We start from the raw sequence: 19973 nt of genomic DNA, 5'->3' as shown, positions 1-19973 counted from the left end.
ATTCCAGGCGGAAAACCGCTCACACTTTTCCTGGAATTGCTCTAGATCAGGCAGCGGCTCGCATGCGCAACGCCTGCATGACGCTTTCCTCAAACAGCCCAGGCACCCTGCCCGCTTCGGCCAGCTGAGCCGCATCCCAGCTTCGGCTCAGGCTGCCGTCGGCGATCAGCACCGCGCGGTTGCAGAGCGCCGGCACGGCCTCCACCACATGGGTCGAGACGAGGGCGGCATGCCGCCCGCTCGCGCAGAGCGCGGTGATCACGCGTTTCACCTCCCAGGCGGCGACCGGGTCGAGGCCGTTCAGCGTCTCGTCGAAGATCAGAAGCGGCGGCCGGCCGAGAAGCGCTGCGACGATCGCGATCTTGGCTCGCGTGCCGAGCGAATATTCGGCGATCGGGCGGTCGATCCAGCGCCCTAGCTGGAGCCGCTCCAGGAGGTCGCCGCTCGGCAGGTCGCCGCTTGTCAGGTCGTTTGGCGCGCAGCCACGGATCGAGGCGACGAGCTCGATGTACTGGCGTCCCGAAAGCGGCGCCGGCAGTTCGTGCGGCTCGATGGCGAGGCCGAAGCCGGCTTTGGCGCGTTCCGGCGCGGCGGCGAGGTCGATGCTGTCGATCGCCACGCTGCCGCCGATCAACGGGATCTGGCCGGTAATCGCCCTGATGAGCGTCGACTTGCCCGAGCCATTGGCACCGAGCAGGCCGACTATATCGCCGCGATGAAGCGAAAGATCGATATCGCGAACGACAATGCGCCCGCGATAGCCGGCGCTGAGCTCTTCAACGGTGAGGACTTCAGCCATTGCGATACCTCTGTCGGGTTCGGTGCCACAAGAAAAACACCAGCGCCGCCAGGCCGATCAGCACGGTACGGCCATATTCGAGCGTCTCGTAGCCGGCATAGGCGAGCGCGCCGGCGAAACTCAGCATTGCGACGAAGGGCGCGTTGAGGAAATAGGCGCCGAACACCGCATAGGCGCCGTTCAGCACCAGCAGCCAAAGGCCGCTCGCGACCGGCACCGACCAGGCCGATGGCTCGGCCGCGAGCGCCGCGCCGGCCGGCAGCAGGAAGAAGACGAGCGACAATTGCAGCGGCAATCGCACCAGGCGCAGCCATACGCGGGTAAAGCCGATGGGCGCCGTGCGCAGCACCGGCGAGCCGAGCGGCTGGCATCGCAGGCTGAGCATGAAAACAAAAATGCCGCCCGCCAGGCCTGCGACAGCCGCCGGCCCAGCCGTTCGGCCGGCCAGGCTGGCCCATGCGCCAAGAATGGCCGCAAGCCCGAGCAGCAGGCTGGCGGCCGCCAGCTTCCAAGACGGCCGTATATTGCCGGCCGGCAGTTTCCAGGCCCAGCTGGAAAGCCAGCTTGGACGCGCCTGGTCGAGGCGGCGCAGCCAGGGCCTTCCGACCGGCGCCGCCTCGCTCGCCGCAGCGACGGCAAGGCGCGGCCGCCGCCGCAGGCGCCAAAAGGCTGCCATGCCGAAGCTCAAGGCAAACAGGATGGCCGCGCCCAAGCCCCAGGCCGGCGCCAACGGCTTTCCGATGACGGCGCAGGCGAAGCCAACCTCCGTGGCGATCATCAGCGTGAGTGGAAGGCCGAGCGCGAAGGCTCCTACCGCCGCCATGCGACGGCGCTCCGCCGAAGCGAGCGGCAGCGCCTTGAGGAAGGGGGCAAAGGCGCGAGAAAGGCAAAGCCGCGACATTGCATTGCCCGCCAGGCATCCCAGCGCGGCGAAAGCGACTGGCAGTCCAAGCATCCAAAGAAGCTGGTCGTGCCGCAGTTTCGGACCCGCGGCATGCAGGGCGACGACGATATCCGCAACCGCATAGGCCAGAAGTCCACCGCCGCCGAGCGCAATCCAGGCGCGATCGCGGCGCCGCGTTGCGCGCAGACCGGCGACCAGCTCGCGCCAGAGCAATATCAGGACAAGCCTGTCGTGCCGCATTGGCCGTCACCACAGTGGAATCGCCGCCGGCAAGAATGGCGACGATTGCGCCGTCAATAGGGCCAGCGCTGGACGCATTCACGCCCGGCCCTATAATTTAGCCGGATCGAAAATTCGGCGGAGCAAGACGCATGAGTCTCGGCAGACAGAAACTCGGCAGCCAAGGGCTCGAAGTCTCTGCCATCGGCCTCGGCTGCATGGGCATGAGCCAGGCCTATGGTCAGGCCGACGAGGCGGAGTCGATCGCGACGATCCACCGGGCGATCGAGCTCGGCTGCACTTTTCTGGACACGGCCGAGATCTACGGCCCCTTCGTCAATGAGGAGCTGCTTGGACGCGCGCTGAAAGGGCGGCGAGATCAGGTGACGATCGCGACGAAATTCGGCTTCCGCATCGTCGACGGCAAACAGGCCGGCCTCGACAGCCGGCCCGAGCATATACGCGAGGTGGTCGACGCTTCGCTCTCGCGGCTCGCCACGGACCGCATCGACCTCCTTTACCAGCACCGCGTCGACCCCGCCGTGCCGATGGAGGATGTCGCGGGCGCGGTCGGCGAACTGGTGGCCGAAGGCAAGGTGCGCTTCTTCGGCCTGTCGGAAGCGGGCATTGCCAACATCCGCCGCGCGCATGCCGTGCATCCCGTCTCGGCGCTGCAGAGCGAATATTCGCTTTGGGAGCGCAACCTCGAGCCCGAGATCATCCCGGCGCTGAAGGAGCTCGGCATCGGCCTGGTGCCGTTCGCGCCGCTCGGCCGCGGCTTCCTCGCCGGCGACGTCAAGCGCGCGGAAGACTATCCGGAGGGCGACTTTCGGCGCGGCGATCCGCGCTACCAGGGCGAGAATTTCGACCTGAATGTAGCGGCAGCGGCCACGGTGCGCGACATCGCCGACGCCAAAGGCGTCAAGCCCGGCCAGATCGCGATCGCCTGGCTGCTCGCCAAGGGCCCGGATTTCGGCATCGACATCGTGCCGATCCCCGGCACCAAACGCCGAACCTATCTGGAGGAGAATGTCGCGGCAGCCGACATCACGCTCGACGCCACCGAGATGCTGGGGCTCGACATGGCGCTGACGCCCGATAAGGTGTCGGGACCGCGATACAATGAACGGACGATGTCGTTGGTGGACCGGTAAAAGCTGGCTGGGCTAATCTCTCCTCGGTATTGGGCAACGGCCCTACTTCTTCTTGCAGTCCGCCATCGCCTCCATTGCCTTCCTCGCTTCGCCCTCGCTGGCATATTTCTTCTTGCCGAGATCGACGACAAGCGTGCCGTCGGGCTTCTTGGGCACGATCTCGCATTGCTTCGACACGGCGTCCCTGGCGACCCAGTATTGCTCGGCTGCCATGACAGGCAGGCTCATGATGCCGGTGGCGAGGATTGCGACGGGGATGGTGCGAACCATTGCGGATCTCCATGGCTCTGGGTTGGAACGCAACGCGAAACAAGCGGGCGCCGATTGGGCGAGGCCCGACACGGTGCCTTTTGGAGAACGCCCTGTCCGCCGCTGTGTTCCGGCGGCTCAGGCGCGCGAATGCGGATCGATGCTGTAAGGATGCACCGGATAATCCGGTCCGATCGCCTCGCTGACGCGCCCCATCCAGGCATCGACCGCGGGATAGTCGGCGAGCGAGAAACCGCAGTCTTCGGCGCGGTGGCTGTAGGCGTAGACGGCGATGTCGGCGATGCTGAGCGCATTGCCGACCAGGAATTGCGTGTCGGCCAGGCTACGCTCCAGCGCACCCAGCGCGCGCACGCCCGCCTCGCGCTTGCCGGGAGCCAGCGCCTTGTTGCACTCCAGGCGGCCGGTCAGCGTCCAGTAGCGCAACGAGCCGATGACGGGCTCGACATGGTACTGCTCGAAGAACAGCCACTGCATCACCTTGGCGCGGGCAAAGCGGTCCGACGGAAGGTAGGGCGTGCCCTCGGCTAGATAGGTCAGGATCGCGTTCGACTCGGCGATCGCCTCGCCGTTTTCCAGTCCGAGCACGGGCACCGCGCCCGCCGGGTTGAGCTTCAGGAAGGCCTCCGTGTGGCTCTCGCCCTCGAAGATCGAGACGATACTGGTTTCGTAGGCGATGCCCAGCAGGCCGAGCAGGACGCGAATTTTCCAGGCATTTTGCGAAGGGAGATAGTCATAGAGCGTGAGCATGGCGGTCCTCCATTGGTGGGACTGCTTCGCATAGAGAACGAAGGAGCACCACCCGATTCAGGCACTGCTGCCAAGAGGGATATCAGCGGCGTTGATGCCTCACCGCCTTGCAATATCCTTCGCCACCGCCTGCGCCTCTATGCCGATCTCGCGCAGCAGGCCGGTGACCGGATTGTAGAAGCCGAGAAGATAGATGCCGAGCTGCGTCGCGCGGGCGTTCACGCCGCTCTTGTCCGGCCTGAGCTCAGCCGGCAGGAAGGCGTCGTAGCCCGGACGGTAGCCGGTTGCGAAAATCGCCGCGTCGAACTTCTTCTCCACCCCGTCGGCGAATTTCACGCCGTCCCGGGTGAAGCCCGCAACGTCCGGCGCAATGCTGATCCGACCCTGCTTGATCGCCGCCACCGTGCCGACATCGATCACCGGGATGCGGCCGGCATCGATCCCTTGCAGGATGCCCTGCTTCGGCCGGACGATCCCGTATCGCTCCAGCCGCCCCAGCGCCAGATCGAGGATCTTGGGAAACATCCAGTCGTTCAGCGCCCGCGGCATCGGCCGGCTGGCGATGCCCACCATCTGGATCGGCAGGCCGAACAGCTGGCGCGGCACGATGTGGACGCCCTTGCGCACCGAGATGGTCGGGTGGGCGCCGCTCTCGGCAAGATCGAGCGCGATCTCCGCGCCCGTGTTGCCCATGCCGACGACCAGCACGTTTTTGCCGACATAGGGTGCTGCCTCTGTGTAGGCGGCGCTGTGCAGCACCTTGCCCCCGAAAGCTTCGACTCCGGAGAAGCTCGGCATGACCGGTTGGGCGTTGTTGCCGGTGGCGACGACAATTTTGCGGGCATTGAAGAGCCCGGCATCGGTCTGGACCAGCAGGCTCTCGCCTTCGCGGCGGACCGATTTAACCGTGACGCCGAAGCGCGTCCTGAGTCCGAAACGCTCGGCATAAGCCTCGAGATAGGCCACGACCTTCTCGCGTGGCACATAACGCGGATAGCTCCTCGGAAACCGCACGAAGGGCAGCGACGAGAGGGATTTCACCGTGTGCAGGTGCAGCCGCCGGTAATGCCGGCGCCAGGACGGCGCAACCTCATCGGCCCTTTCAAGAATGATGAAATCCTGCCCAGCCTTTTTGAGGCAGGCGGCAACGGCGAGCCCGGCAGGGCCGGCGCCGACGATGACGACATTGGTATCCAAAGGCCTCTCCTCCCGCCCAAGCGGCAAAAGCTAAGACGGGAGGTGTGCGGCGACAAGTAGGGAGAAGCACCTAGAGGTGGCGCTCTACTCCACGGCCGGCGCCTCGGGCTCGTCCTCGGGAGGTTCTAGGATTTCGATCAGTTTCGCCACGCGGGCGCCGGGCATGGCGTGGCCTTCATTGACGAGCGCCTCGTCGGCGCCGATCCAGGCGAAGGCCTCGCGCAATTCCTCGAGGCTGGCGCCGGTGAGCGCGATATCGGCGATGACGGCCTCGTCGACCGGTCCAAGCACGGAAATGATCTCATTGCGGGTCATCTTGTCCTCCCCCATGGGTCGAGACGATTGCCCAAGGAAACGATCGACCGGTGGGGCGGGTTCCGAAAATCCGCGGGCCGGCTTCTTCCAAAGGAGGCCCAATGCTATGGCTCGCCTATGAAGCCAGCCCTTCTCTTTGCCGCCCTGCTCCTGTCCACGCCGGCACTTGCCGATTGGAAGCCCATCGAGAAGATCGAGACTTATGCCGTCTCAGGCGAAAGCGCTGAGCAGCTCTACCTCTCGATCGGCGAGAATGGACCGAAGGTCGGCACGGATTCGGCCGGCAACGCCCGGCGGGTCATCGCGCACACTTTTTTCAAGCTGACCTGGCAGCGCGACTACCAGCCCCAAGGCGATGCCTGTGTGCTGAAGACGGCGCGGCCGAAGCTGATCATCACCTACACGGTGCCCAAGCCGGCGGGAAAACTTGGCTCAGCATTGCAGGCGCGCTGGGACACATTCGCCGCCGGGCTGATCGCGCATGAGAAGGTGCACGGCGCCGGCATCGTCGACATGGTGGACAAGATCGTCGCCTTCAGCACCGGCCTCACGGCCGAGAACGATCCCGGCTGCAAGAAGATCCGGGCGGAGCTGACGGCCCATCTCGACCAGCTCTCCAAGGCGCAGCGCCAGGGCAGTCGCGACTTCGACAAGGTGGAATTCGGACAGGACGGCAACATGCTGAAGCTGATCGCGGCGTTTCTGGGCGGAGGCTGAGAACGAAGGCATGAGCGGCAGCGACCGCCCTGCTCTTGCGCTATGGCGGAAGTAATGCGCGTCCTGGACGGATAGCGGCCAAATCCCGTCGGCGATGTAAATCGGCGGGAGTCGGCTTTTCCCGGACACGCTGAAATCTATTACATTAACGAGTTCTAATATTCACCGGCAGTCATTTGAAAGATGGGTCGGCGGTCCTTCGGCAACTGGCTGGATCCACTTCGCTTCAGCGCAGCCTTCGCTCAACTGTCTTCAACCACGAAAGTAAGCAAGGCGCGCCGCCGCTTTACAGGCGGATGTGGTAGCGCTACCGTTTCACAGTCGCGTGACCCGGGGGGAGCTGGGGCAATGTCGCCGACGCCAGTGGTGGGTGCTTGCCGGCATCCGTTTCAGCCACACCTTGATTGGAACGGCTCCCCGCGAGATTCGCAGGGACCATCGGGAGGAGTTCGATGGCGTCTGTCGCGATTGGCGATGTCTACAAATCGTTCGGGGCCGCCCAGATCCTGCATGGCGTCAGCATCGACATAGACGACGGTGAGTTCGTCACGCTGGTGGGACCCTCTGGCTGCGGAAAATCGACGCTTCTCAGAATGATTGCAGGCCTGGAAAAAATCTCGCGGGGACACATCTCGATCGGCAGCCGTATCGTCAATGACGTTGCGCCGAAGGAGCGCGACGTCGCCATGGTTTTCCAGAACTACGCGCTCTACCCGCATATGACGGTTGCCGAGAACATGGCGTTCTCGCTCATGCTCAAGGGTGTCCCGAAGGCTGAAAGCGATGCCGGGGTGAAGCAGGCGGCCGAAATCCTCGGGCTGGTGCCGCTTCTGTCGCGCTATCCCCGCCAGCTTTCGGGCGGCCAGCGCCAGCGCGTCGCGATGGGCCGGGCAATCGTGCGCAATCCGCAGGTGTTCCTGTTCGACGAGCCGCTCAGCAATCTCGACGCCAAGCTGAGGGTCCAGATGCGGGCCGAAATCAAGGAACTGCACCAGCGGCTGAAGACCACCACGGTCTATGTCACCCACGACCAGATCGAGGCCATGACCATGGCGGACAAGATCGTGGTCATGCATGACGGCCTCGTCGAGCAGATCGGACCGCCGCTCGAGCTCTACGACCGGCCGAACAACCTGTTCGTGGCAAGCTTTATCGGCTCGCCCGCCATGAACCTGCTCAAGGGCGCATTCGCCAATGATGGCCCACCGTCGTTCAGGGGCGCGGGAGGCATTTCCGTGCCTTTGCGGAAGCCTCCCTCCATCGGCAACGGCGAAGCCATGGTGCTCGGAGTACGACCCGAGCATCTGCGGCTGGCCGACGACGGCATTCCGGTCAAGGTGGCGGTGATCGAGCCGACCGGGTCGGAAGTGCAGATCATCGGCCGGACGGCCGGCGGGGAGGACATCGTCGCCAATTTCCGCGAGCGCCATTCCTTCGCGCCGGGAGAAACCATTCGGCTGTCGGTCGACCCTGGCCCGATCCACCTGTTCCACGGCGAAACCGGCAAGCGAATCGAGACGGCGCGATGAAAACCAGGCAACGACAGAGCAACAGGAGGAAACAAGAATGAAGTTCACCAGACGCGATGTAATCCGCACGACCGCAGCCGCGGCGGCCGGAGCCCTGGGCAGCCGCTTCGTCGGCTCGAGCGCTTTCGCCCAGGAAGGCCTGACATACAAGCCCGAGGAAGGTGCCAAGCTCAGGCTGCTGCGCTGGTCGCCCTTCGTGCAGGGCGACGAGGATCAGTGGCTGAAGAATACCAAGCGGTTCACCGAGGCGACGGGCGTGGAGGTGCGCGTCGACAAGGAAAGCTGGGAAGACATCCGTCCCAAAGCGGCGGTCGCCGCCAATGTCGGCTCCGGCCCCGACCTGATGTTCGTCTGGTTCGACGACCCGCACCAGTATCCCGACAAGCTGCTCGATGTGACGGAACTGGGTGATTATCTCGGCAAGAAGTATGGCGGCTGGCATGACGGCCCGAAACAATATGCGACGCGCGAGGGCAAGTTCATCGGCTTGCCGCTGGCCACCATCGGCAACGCCATCGTCTACCGCGAAAGCTGGGTCAAGGAGGCAGGCTTCTCCGAATTCCCCAAGGACACGGCCGGTTTCCTGGAACTTTGCAAGGCGTTGAAGGCGAAAGGCCATCCCGCCGGCTTCACCCATGGCCACGGCGTTGGCGACGGCAACAATTACGCACATTGGCTGCTGTGGAGCCACGGCGGCCAGATGGTCGACGAAGCCGGCAAGGTGACGATCAACAGTCCGCAGACGCTCAAGGCGATCCAGTATGCGCAGGAGCTCTACAAGACCTTCATCCCCGGCACCGAAAGCTGGCTCGACGTCAACAACAACCGCGCATTCCTGGCCGGGGAAGTGAGCGTGATCGCCAACGGCATCTCTGTCTACAACACAGCAAAGGTCAACAAGGACAAGGACCCGAAGCTGGCCGAGATCGCCAAGGACATCCGCACCACCAACATGCCGATCGGTCCGGTCGGGAAATCGGTCGAGCTTTTCCAGGTGACTACGGCTGTCATCTTCAACTACACGCCCTATCCCAATGCCGCCAAAGCCTATCTGCAGTTCATGTTCGAGGACCCGCAAATGTCCGACTGGATCACTTCGTCGGCGGGCTATTGCTGCCAGACGCTGAAAGCCTTCGACAGCAACCCGGTTTGGAAGGCCGACCCCAACAATGCGGCCTACGCGAAAGCCTCGGCGACGCTGCGCCCCAACGGCTATGCCGGGCCACTCGGCTACGCATCCGCCGCGACAATGGCTGATTACGTGCTGGTGGACATGTTCGCCAAGGCGGTGACGGGCCAGGCGACGCCGCAGGAAGCGATGGAAGAGGCCGAAAAACGCGCCAACCGCTACTACCGCGTCTGATCCTGGCATAGTTGAAGCAGGATGACCGCGCTTTGCGGGCTTACGCGAGCCAAGCGCGGTCAGCCACAGTTCCACCCGCATAACAAGGAGCCCGCGCCATGACCGTGCCGTCTGTTGCCGTCCAGTCGCGCCCGTCGATCCTGTCGCGGCTCGCCGAGAGCAGGAACGCTCTCGGCTTCGGCTTCATGCTGCCGGCGGCGGCGCTGCTCCTGGTCTTTCTCACCTATCCGCTCGGGCTCGGCGTCTGGCTCGGCTTCACCGACACACGCATCGGCCGACCGGGCATCTTTATCGGCGTCGAAAACTACGAATATCTGTGGAGCGACAGCGTCTTCTGGCTCTCGGTGTTCAACACGCTGCTCTACACGGTCAGCGCTTCGATCCTAAAATTCGTGCTCGGCCTCTGGCTGGCTCTCATCCTCAACGAGAAGCTGCCCTTCAAGTCGTTCTTCCGCGCCATCGTGCTGCTGCCCTGGGTCGTACCGACGGTGCTGTCGGCCATCGCCTTCTGGTGGATCTACGACTCGCAGTTTTCGATCCTGTCCTGGGCGTTGCAGCAGATGGGCCTGATCGACCACCGCATCAATTTTCTCGGTGATCCGACCAATGCGCGCGCCTCGGTCATCGCGGCCAATGTGTGGCGCGGCATTCCCTTCGTCGCCATCACGCTGCTTGCCGGACTGCAGACCATTCCGCAATCGCTCTACGAGGCCGCTACGCTCGATGGCGCCAGCCGCTGGCAGCTGTTCCGCTATGTGACCCTGCCGTTGCTGACGCCGATCATAGCCATTACGATGACGTTTTCGGTGCTGTTCACCTTCACCGATTTCCAACTGATCTATGTGCTGACCCGCGGCGGACCGGTTAACGCCACGCATCTGATGGCGACATTGTCCTTCCAGCGCGGTATTGCGGGGGGCCAACTGGGCGAAGGCGCGGCAATCGCGGTCGCCATGATTCCTTTCCTGCTGGCTGCGATCCTGTTCAGCTATTTCGGGCTGCAACGGCGCAGATGGCAGCAAGGCGGCGGAGACTAACATGGCCGCGATCAAGGAAGTCGAGCGCCTGGAGACCGACGAAGGCGGCATGGGCTACCTGCAAAGCCTTCCGCGGCGGGTGGTGACGGTCTATCTGCCGCTGCTGGTGTTTCTGGTCGTCCTCCTGTTTCCGTTCTACTGGATGACGATCACGGCGGTTAAGCCCAATCTCGAGATGACCGACTACGTGAACTACAATCCGTTCTGGGTCGTGCATCCGACGCTGGAGCACATTCGCTATTTGCTCTTCGAGACTTCCTATCCAGGTTGGCTGCTCAACACGATCATCATTTCGACCGCCGCAACCTTCCTGTCGCTGGCGGCTGCCGTGCTTGCCGCCTATGCGATCGAGCGTCTGAGGTTTTCGGGCGCGCGGCAGGTTGGCCTCGCCGTCTTCCTCGCCTATCTCGTGCCGCCCTCTATCCTGTTCATTCCGCTGTCGGTGATGGTGTTCAACCTCGGTCTTTACGACACGCCGTTTGCGCTGATCCTGACCTATCCGACCTTCCTCATCCCGTTCTGCACCTGGCTTCTGATGGGCTACTTCCGCTCGATCCCCTTCGAGTTGGAGGAATGCGCGCTCATCGATGGCGCGAGCCGCTGGCAGATCCTCACCAAGATCGTGCTGCCGCTGTCGGTGCCCGGCCTGATCTCGGCCGGCATCTTCGCCTTCACCTTGTCCTGGAATGAGTTCATCTATGCGCTGACCTTCATCCAATCTTCGGAGAAGAAGACGGTGCCTGTCGGCGTGCTCACCGAACTCGTTCGCTCCGATGTCTATGAATGGGGCGCGCTCATGGCCGGCGCGCTGATCGGCTCGCTGCCGGTGGTGGTGCTCTATTCCTTCTTCGTCGAGCACTATGTTTCATCGATGACGGGCGCGGTGAAGGAATAGAAGCGCACCAGTGCCTTCCCTAAGGCATGTATCGAGAGCGAGAGCGGTTTCGGGGCAAAGATATGCGTAAGATCAAAAACCTAAAGCGTGTGATGAATCTGAAAGATCGCGACGTGCTTTAGAAACTGATTTCCACCGCATCCGCGCTCCGTTTCGCCTCGCCGTGGAACACCGCCTCGATGTTGTTGCCGTCAGGGTCGAGCAGGAAACAGGCGTAGTAGCCGGGATGGTAACGGCGCTCGCCCGGCGCGCCATTGTCCTTGCCGCCGGCGGCAAGCCCGGCGTGGTAGAAGGCATCGACCATGGCGCGGTCCTTGGCCTGGAAGGCGAGATGGTGACGGCCGGTGAGCACGCCTTGGGCGGAACGGCTGTCTGGGCTCGAGACGAACAGCTCATCGGCCCAGAAATGGTCCTCAGCGCCGCCGCCGATCGGGATGCCCAGCACTTCGAACAGGCTGCTGTAGAAGCGCCGGCTGGCCTCGATGTCGCGCACCACCAGGTGAAGGTGATCGATAAGCCGGCCGCGATAGAGTTCCATGGGATGCTCCTGGTTGAGAGGGTAAATCTAGATGGGGCGGGTAGGCGGTCAATGACGGGTACTGCCGGCTGCTGACACTTCGGCCACAAGCGGGACAGCGCCCGGGACAACAAAATCGGTCCCTCAAAAAAAATCCGGATAAAAAATGCAACCAGATTGTAGGATCGGCTCGCGCCCCGGCGTCCTTCGGACGCAAACGGCCCGGTGGACTGGAAAAACCGTGCCGCATCAAACAGGATGCCTTACGGCATGGGAGCAGAACCATGAACCATTCCTATCGTTGGGTCATCGTCGCGGCCGGCGCGCTGATGACCTGCGTGGCGCTCGGCGCCATGTTTTCGCTGGCGATCTTCCTGGAGCCGATGTCGCTCGACACGAATTGGTCGCGCACTGGCATTTCCAGCGCCATGACCTTGAATTTCCTGGTGATGGGCCTCGGCGGCTTCGCCTGGGGCGCCATCTATGACCGGGTCGGCGCCAGGCCCGTGGTGCTTGCCGGCGCCGTGCTGCTTGGCCTGTCGCTGGTGGTGGCGAGCCGGGCCACCTCGCTCATCGTCTTCCAACTCAGCTACGGCATCATCGTCGGGCTGGCGGCCAGCGCCTTCTTCGCACCGATGATCGCGCTCACCACCGCCTGGTTCGACACCAACCGCAGCCTTGCCGTCTCATTGGTGTCGGCCGGCATGGGCGTCGCGCCGATGACGATCTCGCCTTTCGCCCGCTGGCTGATCACCGCCTATGACTGGCGCACCGCCATGTTCGATATCGGCGTCATGGCCTGGGTTCTGCTGCTGCCCGCCGTGCTGCTGGTGCGCCAGCCGCCGGTGGCGGTGGCGGCGAGCGGCGGCACGCCGGCGCCCGTCACCGACGGTCCCGGCATGAGCGTCGGCCAAGCGCTGCGCTCGCCGCAATTCATCGTGCTCGGCCTCACCTTCTTTGCCTGCTGCGCGGCGCATTCGGGCCCGATCTTCCACATGGTGAGCTATGCCATGTCCTGCGGCGTCGCGCCGATGGCAGCCGTGTCGATCTACAGCGTCGAGGGGCTAGCCGGCCTTGGCGGGCGCGTGCTCTACGGCGTGCTCGGCGACAGGCTTGGCGTGAAGCCGGTGCTGGTCACCGGGCTCGCCATCCAGGGGCTGGTGATCGCCGCTTATCTCACCGTCGGCCAGCTCGAGCAGTTCTACCTTCTGGCCGTCATTTTCGGCGCCACCTATGGCGGCGTGATGCCGCTTTACGCGGTGCTGGCGCGCGAATATTTCGGCCTGCGCATCATCGGCACCATCCTCGGCGCGGCCACGATGCTCTCCAGCCTCGGCATGTCGCTCGGGCCGCTTGCCGGCGGCATGATCTACGACGCCACCGCCAGCTACCACTGGCTGTTCATCGGCTCGGCGCTGATCGGACTGGGCGCAGCCGGCATCGCCATCGCTTTCCCGCCGCAGCCCAGCCGGCAGAAGCTGCAGATGGCTTGAGGAGAAAACCTGGTTCCTCGCTCCGTTAAAGGCGGGCGAGGAAACCAATCCCCTCACCCTGTCCCCGTGCCCGTGCGCACTGCCTCGCGGTCGCTCTCGTCGCGTTTCACTCGCTCGTCGGAGATCAGCACCACCGGGCATGGGCTGCGCCGCAGGACGCCGGTCGTCGTCTCGCCGAAGATCAGTTCCTTGCCCTGGCGCCGCGCCACGCCCATGACGATCAACGCAACGTTGCGGCCGGCCTGGCGAGCGATGGCATCGGCGGCGGCGGCTCTGCTGCGAATCGCCGTCTCGGTCTCGACGCCATAGCGGTCGGCAAGGGCCACGATGTCCTTCAGCACGGCTTCCCTGCGGCGGTGCGAGACGGTGTCGCGCGGCTCGTCGCGACCGACCCTGGCGACATAGAGCATCTTGACAGATGCGCCGGTGACCGCCGCTATTGCCAGCGCCAGTTCGGCGCCGCGGCGGGCGACCGCCGTGCCGTTGACCGGTACCAGTATCTTGCCGGCTTCCGGGCCGAGCCGCGGCATCTGACGGCCTGCGGTCGCAGGCTTCAACACCAGGCAGAGCGGCCCGTCGAAGGCGCCTGCGACCTCGTTCAGCCGCTGCGAGAATGCGCCTTTGGAGGTGACCGCGCGGCCGAGGCCGACGAGCAGCATGCCGTAGCCCTTGCGCGCTTCCTTGGCGACCGCCTCGGTCGAAAGCTCCTCATGCTGGCGGCGGGTGACCGGCGCTTCGCGCACCGGCGTCTCGTCGGATTTCCTGGCCGCCTCGCGGCTTTCCTCCGCACCTTTCTCGATTTCCTCCAGATGCAGGCCTTCGGTCGGCTCGGCATCGATCTCGCCGCTGGAATGCAGCACGGTCGTCGGCTTGCCGGCACCGATCACGCCGGCGAGATAGGCGGCGAAGCGGCCAACGACGCCTTCGTCGACCACAACCAGGAGCCGCTCCAGATTGGCGACGAAGCCCCGTTGGTCGATCTCCTCGCGCTCCAGGCGTTTCTTTTCCTGCTCGCTGATCGGCAGCCGGCGCAGTGCCCAGCGCAATGTCGGGGGCATGGCCAAGGTGGTGATGACCGCCATAGTGACGATCATGGTGAAGAGGTTGTGCGAGAGCACGCCCATCGACAGGCCGATCGAGGCGACGATCACCTCCGTCGAGCCTCGCGCATTCATGCCGCAGCCCACCGCAATGCCCTCGGCGCGGCTCATGCCGGCGACCTCGGCGCCGATGAAGGCGCCGCCGAACTTGCCGATCGAGGCGATCACCACCAGCGCCACTGTGAGCAGCGCGAGCTGAGGATCGGCAAGCACGGTGAGGTCGGCCGACAGGCCGGCGACGCCGAAGAACACCGGCATGAAGAGCGCCGTGATGATGCCACGCAATTGTCCTTCGATGTGACGAGACAGGATCGGCGACTCACCCACCAGTATTCCGGCGACGAAGGCGCCGAGCACGGTGTGGACGCCGATCAGGTCGGTGATCAAAGCCATTACGCCCATGATGGCGAGGATGACGGTGACCACCGCATATTCGGAGCGGAAGGTGTCGTTGGTCCAGCGGATGGCGTCGAAGACGATGCGGCGTCCGAGCGTGAAGGAAAACGCCATGAAGGCGGCAACGCCGGCAATGGTGAAGGCCAGGCTGCCGATCTCGATCCGCCCCTGGGTGGCGATGCCGATGGTGATGGCGATGATCACCCAGCCGATCGTGTCCTCGATGATCGCCGAGGAGACGATGACCTGACCGAGATCCCGGCGCATGAAATTCATGTCGCGCACCACCATGGCGACGATCTTGACCGAGGAAATGGAAAGCGCGGTGCCGAGGAACAGCCCGGCGACGATGCGCTCGCTGCCGGCGGCAAGCAGCGTGTCGGGCATGAACTGGGCGGCGATGAAACCGAGCGCGAAGGGCACGGCCACCCCCGCGGCCGAGATGGAAAAACAGGCGCGGCCGACACGGCGCACGAGCCTGAGATCGGTTTCCATGCCGGTAAGCAAGAGCAGCATCAAGACGCCGAGCTGGGCGATGGCGTTGATCATCGATTTCTGCGTGGCGTCGCCGGCAAAGACCAGCCGCTCGGCCGCCGGCCAGATCCAGCCGAGCAGCGAGGGCCCGAGCAGGATGCCACCGATCAACTGCCCCATCACCGCCGGTTGGCCCAGCGCCTCCAGCACCTCGCCGATGCCGCGGCCCACGATCAGGAGCAGAATCAGCTCGGCGAGGAAAATGCCCTCCGAGGACATGCCGGTCTTTTCGGCGGTGAAGGCGACGGCGGGCATCAAGGCGAGCCCCACAGCACCAAGCGCGATCCAGACCGACAGCGACCGGCGCTGATTGAGCATGTTGGACAATTTATGCACCCCTCGTTCTTCGCCCTCACATAACGGTCTGGCGCAAGGATCGGTTGCACGGGGGCGGCAGCCATTTCCTCGCCCCATGAAATGGGGAGAGGTGGCTCGGCGAAGCCGAGACGGAGAGGGGAGCGCCGGTTCGACCGGCAAAAGCACTTCGAAGAGGAGGACTTCCGCCCTACGAAGCCCCCTCTCCGTCCGCTTCGCGGACACCTCTCCCCCGCTTTGCGGGGGCGAGGAAACGCTTCCTACAATTCTAATCAAATGCTGCCGCCGATCTTTGTTTCTCGGTAAAGCGACTCGACGATGTTGGCCGCCAAGGCGGGGCAACAAGGAGAAGCTGATGAAAAGCGACTTTGCCGCCGCCCACCTGCACCTCGACCGGGCGTGCCATTACCTGCGCGGCGACGATGAAACGAGCCGCGCCGCGCTCGCGGCGCTCGACCTTGTGATCGAGGCCGTGGCGGCGGCCCAGCATGCCCGGCCGATTGCCGATGTGCTGCCCTTTCCGCGGCGCGCGAATGGCGGTCTTCCCCCACTTGCATCCTGATCTATCCGCCTGAAAAGGCGGGAACATTCTGGCCGGCCGCACGTTGGAGAGACAGGGGTGTGGCCGGTCGAATGTTAAGGCGAGGACGGCCGGCCATGGTTGCGGGAGGCGCATGGCAGAATGTCCCAGACGAATGCCGCAAAATCCACAGACGCGGCTGTGGCGAGGTCGACAGAGGCGGCTGCGCCGGCAAGATCCACCGAGAAGGCCGCACCGCCGCGAGCTTCCGACACGCTGGCGCTGAAGCTCAGCTCCGCTGAATTCACCACCACGCTGTCGCATTTCCACCGCGCCGAGATCGCGCGCATGGCCGGCTGGCGCGACCGGCTCGACCGCACCAGCAACTGGGCGATCACCGTGGTGGCGGCGATGCTTTCGGTGTCGCTGTCGACGCCCAGCGCGCATCACGGCGTGCTTTTGTTCGCCATGCTCCTGATCACGCTGTTGTTGTGGATCGAAGCGCGGCGCTACCGTTTTTTCGACGTCTACCGCGCCCGTGTGCGGCAGTTCGAGCGCTATTACTTCGCGCAGATCTTTTCGCCGCAACCGGATTACGCTTCCAACTGGCTCGCGATCCTCGGCGAAGGCCTGCGCTCGCCGCGTTTCCTGATCACGCAGCGCGCGGCGCTGATTCGCCGGCTGCGCCGCAACTACATTTTCATGTACACGATCCTGCTGCTTGCCTGGATCCTCAAGATCACCACGCCGGGCCTGTCGCGTGAAGGCTCTCCCATCGGCTTCGGCGCCTCGCTTGTCGATACGTTCCGGGTGGCGACGCTCGGGCCTATCCCGGGCGTCGTCGTCGTGTGCGGTGTGGCCGCCGGCTATCTCGCGCTGCTCGCAGCCGCTTTCCTGGTCCGCGCCGATGACGGGGAGCTGTCCTTCGGCGACGTGCATGTCTAAGGAATAGGGCAGTAAGGCAGTAGAGCAGGGTAACTCAGACTGCGTCGAAGTCGCGCCTCTCACCCTACTGCCCTACTGCCCTACTGCCCTACTGCCTTACTGCCCTATTCCCTTACTGCCCTATTCCCCTACTGCAGCGACAGCGCCGTCCGAAACTCCCGGGTCGAGTTGCGGCTGGGATAGGGTTCGTCCGGCACCGGGGCGCCGAGATGGGCGCAGAGCGGCGCCCATCCATCGCCGAGCTTGTGCACTAGCAGTCGCTCCGCCGGCACGGTGCTCAGCACCGCCTCGACATTGTCTTGATAGACGGCGATCGCATGGTCGCGGTCCTGCGGGCGGCCGCCGAAGACCTGCTTGGCGACGAGCGCGATGCCCAGCGACTCCTGGTCCGTGCTGCCGACGATCGCCGGCAGGATGGTTTTTTCGAAACTCTCCCACCAGCTTTCGGGCGAACGCCAAGTTAGGATGACGCGCGCCTGCGGATAGGCTTCGATCAGCTCGCGCCAATAGTGCGCCGAGGGCCAGTCGACGCAAGATTTGTATCCCGCGAAGAGCTGGGCCCAGTCGGGCGCCTCGCCCTTGGCCAGCGCCCGCCAGAGCCGCTTCTGCTCCCCATGCGCCATTACCTCCGACATATGGTGGCAAGGACCGAAGCCGAGCATGGTCAGCGCCTCGCGCATCGAATCCGTGCCGGTCCGGCCGAAGCCGGTTCCAATCACCATCAGCGACATTCCCCCTCCTCCACTTCTTCCCGTCTTCAAGCGGTTGCGATCAATCTCCCTGGACCACGAGCCGCAGGCGGTTGCCTTCCGGATCGGCGGTCGAGATAACGCGACCGTCCCTTTTCATCGGTGTGTCGGCCGCTTTGAGCCTGCGCTCCACGGCGTCGAGCTCCTGCACCGAGCCAAGCTCGATGGTGAAATGGTCGAGGCCGGCTGCACCCCGCGGCGGCTCGCGCAGGTCGTCGCGCGCCCAGATGTTGAAGGCCACCATATGGGCGCGGCGCTCCGTGCCGCAGTCGAACATGCCGAAGGTCCGGGACTGGATATGCGGCCGGAAGCCGAGCACGCCGAGATAGAATTTCATCAGCATCTCGGGCGCGCGGGCGCGCAAATGGATGTGGCCGATAAAGGCATCCTGCGCCATCTTCGGCTCGATATTGCCGGAATTGCCGAGGTCGCGCAGCAGGCCCGACACGTCCAGCGGCTCGATCCCCGAATGCGCACTGCCGTCGGTGCCAATCAGCGCCACGCGGCCGTTGGGCGACACTTCGCGGCGCAGCAAGCGCTCCGGCGTGTCGAAGCAGATCTCGATGCCGTTACCGGAGGGATCGGAGACGTAGAGTGATTCCGAAATCAGGTGATCCTGGGCGCTGTACCGTAAGCCGGATGCCTTGAGGCGGGCGGCCGTATGCGCGAGATCGCGGCGGCTCGTGGTATGGATGGCGACATGGAAGAGATCGCGCGACTTCTGCGGCAGCGGTGCCTCCGCGCCGGCATGGAGCACGATCAGCGTCCGGCCGCCCGCGCCAAGCTCCGCCATGTTGGCGTCCTCGCCAAGCAGCGCCAACCCAAGCGCGTCGCGCCAGACATTCAAGGCCGCCGGCACGTCGGTCACCCTGAGATGGACCGGCCCGAGACGGGTCACCGGAGACAGCAATCTTTCATCCATCGTCGTCTGTCCGTTTGCGGGCAATGACATATTAGGTGTGAATGAATTGCCTGTCGCGCTCCAAGTTCGGGTTGACCCCTTGCCGGCGGGCGGCGACTATTGCGACGGCCAGTTTTTCTGGAATTGGTTCAGCAGGAGGAGATCGCATGGACGAGACCGAACAGTGGCGCAACATGGCAAGCGCGCCGCGGGACGGCAGCCGCATCCTGGTGACGGTGCGCTCCTCCGAGCAAGGACCGGCCGAGGTCGACATGGCCTATTGGTCGCGCGCCGACCAGTTCGGCGAGGAAGGCTGGCGGGCATCGGACTCCTCGCCCGGCCGCATCGTCGAATATGCAGAACCGGAGCTCAGATGCTGGATGCCGCTGCCGACCGCAGGGCGCGGGTCTATGCCAAGCCCATGGGAAGGCGACGACGTGCCGCTGGTGGATGGCGAGGGGATTTAAGCGCTCCTCCACGAGGGAAGGCAGAGACTAATCCTCAGAACAAAAACGCGGCCGTTGCCGGATCCGGCCCCGTCCGGCCGTCGGCGGAATCCAGGCCACGGATGGTCTGCATGTCGTCCGAATCCAGCTCGAAGTCGAACACATTGAAATTGCCGGCTATACGTTCCTGATGGATCGACTTCGGGATGACGACCAGCCCTTCCTGCACATGCCAGCGGATGATCACCTGCGCTACAGACTTGCCGTGCTTCCTCGCGAGCTTCTCCAGGGTCGGGCCCGCCAGCAGCCGGCCGCTACCCAGCGGGCTCCAGCTCTCGATATGGATGTCGTGCTCCTTGTGGAACTCGCGCTTGTCGCGCTGCTGGAAGCGCGGGTGGAGTTCGATCTGGTTGACGACCGGCGTCACGCCGGTCTCGCCGATGATGCGCTCCAGATGGTCCTGGTTGAAATTCGAGACACCGACCGACTTGATGCGCCCGGCCTTCTGCAGCTCGACCAGCGCCTTCCAGGCCTCGACATATTTGTTCTGGCTGGGCACCGGCCAGTGGATGAGGAAAAGGTCGATCTGGTCGACGCCGAGCTTTTGCATCGTATCGTCGAAGGCGCGCAATGCCGCATCGCGCTGATGCGCGCCGTTGCGCAGCTTGGAGGTGATGAAGAGTTCCGATCGCGGCACGCCGGCCGAACGGATCGCCTCGCCGACCCCTTCCTCGTTGCGATAACCCTCGGCGGTATCGATGAGGCGATAACCAGCCTCGATGCCCCAGCGAACAACCTTGGCGGTGATCTCCGGATCGACCTGCCACACGCCGAGCCCGATCTGCGGGATGGTCGAGCCGTCGTTGAGTTTGAGCTGTTCAGGCATGGCAGGATCCTTATGGGAGGGAGGG

General features: G+C 64.3%; 21 protein-coding genes. 10 read left to right on the top strand and 11 right to left on the bottom strand.

The genetic code is table 11. From position 1 onward, the window contains the following. Positions 1–46: 46 nt before the first annotated feature. Both LB553_RS20005 and LB553_RS20000 read right to left on the bottom strand, forming a co-directional pair. On the bottom strand, positions 47–799 hold the full coding sequence (locus LB553_RS20005; RefSeq protein WP_224516040.1) for an ABC transporter ATP-binding protein: 753 nt from the start codon (positions 797–799) through the stop codon (positions 47–49). Then, positions 792–1943 (bottom strand): hypothetical protein, encoded by a 1152-nt coding sequence (locus tag LB553_RS20000; RefSeq protein WP_224516039.1) that lies wholly within the window; start codon positions 1941–1943, stop codon positions 792–794. Before LB553_RS20000 ends, LB553_RS20005 begins: the two co-directional genes overlap by 8 nt. A gap of 131 nt (positions 1944–2074) precedes the next feature. Here LB553_RS20000 and LB553_RS19995 point away from each other — a divergent pair, with 131 nt between their 5' ends. Next, positions 2075–3076, top strand: a complete 1002-nt coding sequence (locus LB553_RS19995; protein ID WP_224516038.1) for an aldo/keto reductase — start codon at positions 2075–2077, stop codon at positions 3074–3076. Positions 3077–3118: 42 nt separating this feature from the next. Here the strand turns inward: LB553_RS19995 and LB553_RS19990 are convergent, their stop codons facing one another. From LB553_RS19990 to LB553_RS19975, 4 genes are all read right to left on the bottom strand, one after another. After that, on the bottom strand, positions 3119–3346 hold the full coding sequence (locus LB553_RS19990; protein WP_224516037.1) for a hypothetical protein: 228 nt from the start codon (positions 3344–3346) through the stop codon (positions 3119–3121). Between the two features lie 117 nt (positions 3347–3463). Beyond that, positions 3464–4093, bottom strand: coding sequence for a glutathione S-transferase family protein (locus LB553_RS19985; RefSeq protein ID WP_224516036.1), 630 nt, complete (start codon positions 4091–4093; stop codon positions 3464–3466). Positions 4094–4192: 99 nt separating this feature from the next. Next, complete coding sequence (locus LB553_RS19980) at positions 4193–5290, bottom strand: flavin-containing monooxygenase (protein ID WP_224516035.1); 1098 nt, start codon at positions 5288–5290, stop codon at positions 4193–4195. 84 nt (positions 5291–5374) lie between these two features. Beyond that, positions 5375–5605 carry a hypothetical protein gene (locus LB553_RS19975; RefSeq protein ID WP_224516034.1) on the bottom strand — a complete coding sequence of 77 codons (231 nt, stop codon included), beginning with the start codon at positions 5603–5605 and terminating at the stop codon, positions 5375–5377. 117 nt (positions 5606–5722) lie between these two features. Here LB553_RS19975 and LB553_RS19970 point away from each other — a divergent pair, with 117 nt between their 5' ends. The 5 genes from LB553_RS19970 (at position 5723) to LB553_RS19950 (ending at position 11146) form a co-directional block, all read left to right on the top strand. Further along, a complete protein-coding gene (locus tag LB553_RS19970) occupies positions 5723–6322 on the top strand; it encodes a DUF922 domain-containing Zn-dependent protease (RefSeq protein WP_224516033.1) in 600 nt (199 codons plus the stop codon). A gap of 452 nt (positions 6323–6774) precedes the next feature. Continuing rightward, entirely contained in the window at positions 6775–7851 is a 1077-nt protein-coding gene (locus LB553_RS19965; RefSeq protein ID WP_224516032.1) for an ABC transporter ATP-binding protein, read from the top strand. Positions 7852–7888: 37 nt separating this feature from the next. After that, positions 7889–9214: an ABC transporter substrate-binding protein gene (locus LB553_RS19960; RefSeq protein WP_224516031.1), complete on the top strand. Its 1326-nt coding sequence runs from the start codon at positions 7889–7891 to the stop codon at positions 9212–9214. A gap of 185 nt (positions 9215–9399) precedes the next feature. Next, on the top strand, positions 9400–10251 hold the full coding sequence (locus tag LB553_RS19955; protein ID WP_412033363.1) for a carbohydrate ABC transporter permease: 852 nt from the start codon (positions 9400–9402) through the stop codon (positions 10249–10251). A gap of 1 nt (position 10252) precedes the next feature. After that, entirely contained in the window at positions 10253–11146 is an 894-nt protein-coding gene (locus tag LB553_RS19950) for a carbohydrate ABC transporter permease (protein ID WP_224516029.1), read from the top strand. A 118-nt stretch (positions 11147–11264) separates the two neighbouring features. Here LB553_RS19950 and LB553_RS19945 read toward each other — a convergent pair whose 3' ends face one another. Then, positions 11265–11684: a VOC family protein gene (locus LB553_RS19945; RefSeq protein WP_224516028.1), complete on the bottom strand. Its 420-nt coding sequence runs from the start codon at positions 11682–11684 to the stop codon at positions 11265–11267. A gap of 263 nt (positions 11685–11947) precedes the next feature. On the opposite strand from LB553_RS19945, the gene LB553_RS19940 reads away from it, so the two are divergent. Continuing rightward, positions 11948–13156 (top strand): MFS transporter, encoded by a 1209-nt coding sequence (locus LB553_RS19940; protein ID WP_224516027.1) that lies wholly within the window; start codon positions 11948–11950, stop codon positions 13154–13156. Positions 13157–13209: 53 nt separating this feature from the next. Here LB553_RS19940 and LB553_RS19935 read toward each other — a convergent pair whose 3' ends face one another. Next, complete coding sequence (locus LB553_RS19935; RefSeq protein ID WP_318011514.1) at positions 13210–15504, bottom strand: cation:proton antiporter; 2295 nt, start codon at positions 15502–15504, stop codon at positions 13210–13212. Positions 15505–15856: 352 nt separating this feature from the next. Here LB553_RS19935 and LB553_RS19930 point away from each other — a divergent pair, with 352 nt between their 5' ends. After that, on the top strand, positions 15857–16063 hold the full coding sequence (locus LB553_RS19930) for a hypothetical protein (protein WP_140652129.1): 207 nt from the start codon (positions 15857–15859) through the stop codon (positions 16061–16063). Positions 16064–16183: 120 nt separating this feature from the next. Continuing rightward, a complete protein-coding gene (locus LB553_RS19925) occupies positions 16184–16966 on the top strand; it encodes a DUF2270 domain-containing protein (protein ID WP_224516026.1) in 783 nt (260 codons plus the stop codon). A gap of 128 nt (positions 16967–17094) precedes the next feature. Here the strand turns inward: LB553_RS19925 and LB553_RS19920 are convergent, their stop codons facing one another. Together LB553_RS19920 and LB553_RS19915 are read right to left on the bottom strand one after the other, a co-directional pair. After that, complete coding sequence (locus tag LB553_RS19920; RefSeq protein ID WP_224516025.1) at positions 17095–17697, bottom strand: sulfotransferase family protein; 603 nt, start codon at positions 17695–17697, stop codon at positions 17095–17097. A gap of 40 nt (positions 17698–17737) precedes the next feature. Then, positions 17738–18637, bottom strand: coding sequence for a VOC family protein (locus LB553_RS19915; protein ID WP_224516024.1), 900 nt, complete (start codon positions 18635–18637; stop codon positions 17738–17740). A gap of 146 nt (positions 18638–18783) precedes the next feature. On the opposite strand from LB553_RS19915, the gene LB553_RS19910 reads away from it, so the two are divergent. Further along, positions 18784–19083 (top strand): hypothetical protein, encoded by a 300-nt coding sequence (locus LB553_RS19910; protein WP_140753268.1) that lies wholly within the window; start codon positions 18784–18786, stop codon positions 19081–19083. Between the two features lie 34 nt (positions 19084–19117). Here LB553_RS19910 and LB553_RS19905 read toward each other — a convergent pair whose 3' ends face one another. Then, positions 19118–19948 (bottom strand): aldo/keto reductase, encoded by an 831-nt coding sequence (locus LB553_RS19905; protein WP_224516023.1) that lies wholly within the window; start codon positions 19946–19948, stop codon positions 19118–19120. Positions 19949–19973: the final 25 nt, after the last annotated feature.

The sequence above is a fragment of the Mesorhizobium sp. CA8 genome (genome assembly GCF_020164955.1).
Classification (GTDB): domain Bacteria; phylum Pseudomonadota; class Alphaproteobacteria; order Rhizobiales; family Rhizobiaceae; genus Mesorhizobium.
This window is presented reverse-complemented; position numbering and strand designations above follow the sequence as displayed.